A 2,016-nucleotide genomic window follows, 5' to 3' on the forward strand; every position below is an offset into this window, starting at 1 on the left:
CGCCCGACCCGACCCGGGAGAGCCGCACCCCATGGAAGCCATCCTGCTCCTGATCGCCCTGACCGCCATCTTCGGCGTGCTCGGCGCCCCCGCCATCCGCAGACACCAGGAGCGCAAGCGACTGGAACAGGCGGCGGAGAACGCGCGACGCGGCGACCCCACCGGTGGGTTCGGACCGGGCCCCGGCGCGGGCGGCCCCGGCGAACGCCGCGAGGGCGTCTCCCTGGAGAAGGAGGGCGACGGCCCCGCCGACGCCCGGCCCCGCACCGGCGGCCCGGTGCCCGTGGAGCAGCTGGACCTGCGTCTCCCCGGGCCGGACGACGCCCTGGTCGGCGCGCTGGAGGAGACCGCGAACACGCAGGACTGGAGGCCGGTCGGCCGCCTGCTGGCCCTCACCGAGGAGTACGAGCTGCGCTGGCAGCGCGTGCAGTCCGTCGCGGGCGCGGCGGCCATGGAGCTGGCGCGCTGGCGCGCCGAGCACGGCACCACGGCCGGTGCCCCCGACGACGGCCCCGCCCCCGGCGCACCCGCGGGCGGCCCGGGCGCCGACGGGGTGCGGCGGGACGCCGGCTGGCTGCGGAACTGGCGGGCCGAGGAGCCCCGCGACCCGGGCGGCGCCCAGGTGTACGCGCAGTTCCTCGTCTGGCAGGCCATGTCCGACACCGGCTCGGCGGACCACCGGATCATCCTGGAGGAGGCCCGCACCGTGTGCGCCGAGGCCTCCCGCCTCGCGCCGGACGACCCCACCCCCTTCATCACCGAACTCTTCGTCGCGCGCGGCCTCGACTACCGCCGCCCCGACTTCGAGGCCGTGTGGGCGGAGATCACCCGCCGCCGCCCCGACCACATGGGCGCCCACCTGACCGCCCTCACCCACTGGTCGGAGAAGTGGCACGGCTCGCGGGACGAGGCGTACGGCTTCGCGCAGAGCGCCGCCGCCTCCGCCCCGGAGGGCAGCCTGCTGCCCGCGCTGCCGCTGTTCGCCGTCTACGAGCACCTGCCGGAGATGTCGCTCTCCCCGTCGGTGTTCACCGGCAAGGTGGTGAGCGACGCGCTGGAGGCCGCGCGCTTCGCCCTGCACCACGCCGAGCCCGGCCACCCCGTCGAGCCGCACGTCCGCCACCTGCTGCTGTGGTTCCTGGTGCGCGCCGAGCGCTTCGGCGAGGCGGCGGAACACGTGTGGGCGGTCGACGGTTATGTCGGTGCGGTGCCCTGGGTCAACAGCCCGGACCCCGCCCGGGAGTACGCGGGGTTCCGCGCCCTGGCCATCGGCCTCCAGTGAGGAGAGAACCTTCATGCTGTTCGGTTTCAAGACCCGGCTCCCCGGTCCGGAGGAGGCCCTGAGCGGGCGCTCCGAGCCGCTGTTCGCCGTGCCGGAGAAGCACGTCGTGCTCGGCAACCCCCTCCTCGGCCCCTACCCCGAGGGCCTGGAGGTCGCCGACTTCGCCCTGGGCTGTTTCTGGGGCGCGGAGCGGAAGTTCTGGCAGACCGAGGGCGTGTGGACCACGCTCGCCGGCTACCAGGGCGGCCACACCCCGAACCCCACCTACGAGGAGGTGTGCTCCGGGATGACCGCGCACACCGAGACCGTGCGCGTGGTGTTCGACCCCTCGGTGATCTCCTACGAGAAGCTGCTGAAGGTCTTCTGGGAGGCGCACGACCCCACCCAGGGCTTCCGCCAGGGCAACGACACCGGCACCCAGTACCGTTCGGCGGTCTTCACCCACTCGCCGGAGCAGCAGCGGATCGCGGAGGAGTCCCGCGACGCCTACCAGCGGGTGCTGACCGCCAACGGGCACGGCTCGATCACCACGGAGATCCTCACCGCCGAGGGGCGGCCGTTCTTCCCGGCGGAGGAGTACCACCAGCAGTACCTGGAGAAGAACCCCGGCGGGTACTGCGGCATCGGCGGCACGGGCGTCTCCTGCCCGATCGGCGTGGCGAAGGCCGACTGAGCCCCTTTCCGGGCCCGCCCCGCCGGCCCGACCGCGTCCACTCCCCCGGCCCCGCCCCGGA

Annotated in this window: 2 protein-coding genes; both read left to right on the plus strand. The window is 74.5% G+C overall.

What is annotated here, in order from left to right; all coding sequences use genetic code 11:
• Positions 1-1,282, plus strand: a 1,282-nt coding sequence (locus FOE67_RS23985) for a hypothetical protein (protein WP_438874296.1), incomplete at its 5' end; no start/stop codon positions are given.
• Between the two features lie 13 nt (positions 1,283-1,295).
• A complete protein-coding gene (msrA, locus tag FOE67_RS23990; protein ID WP_182666926.1) occupies positions 1,296-1,955 on the plus strand; it encodes a peptide-methionine (S)-S-oxide reductase MsrA in 660 nt (219 codons plus the stop codon).
• Positions 1,956-2,016: the final 61 nt, after the last annotated feature.

It is taken from the genome of Streptomyces calidiresistens, from assembly GCF_014141525.1.
GTDB lineage: Bacteria > Actinomycetota > Actinomycetes > Streptomycetales > Streptomycetaceae > Streptomyces > Streptomyces calidiresistens.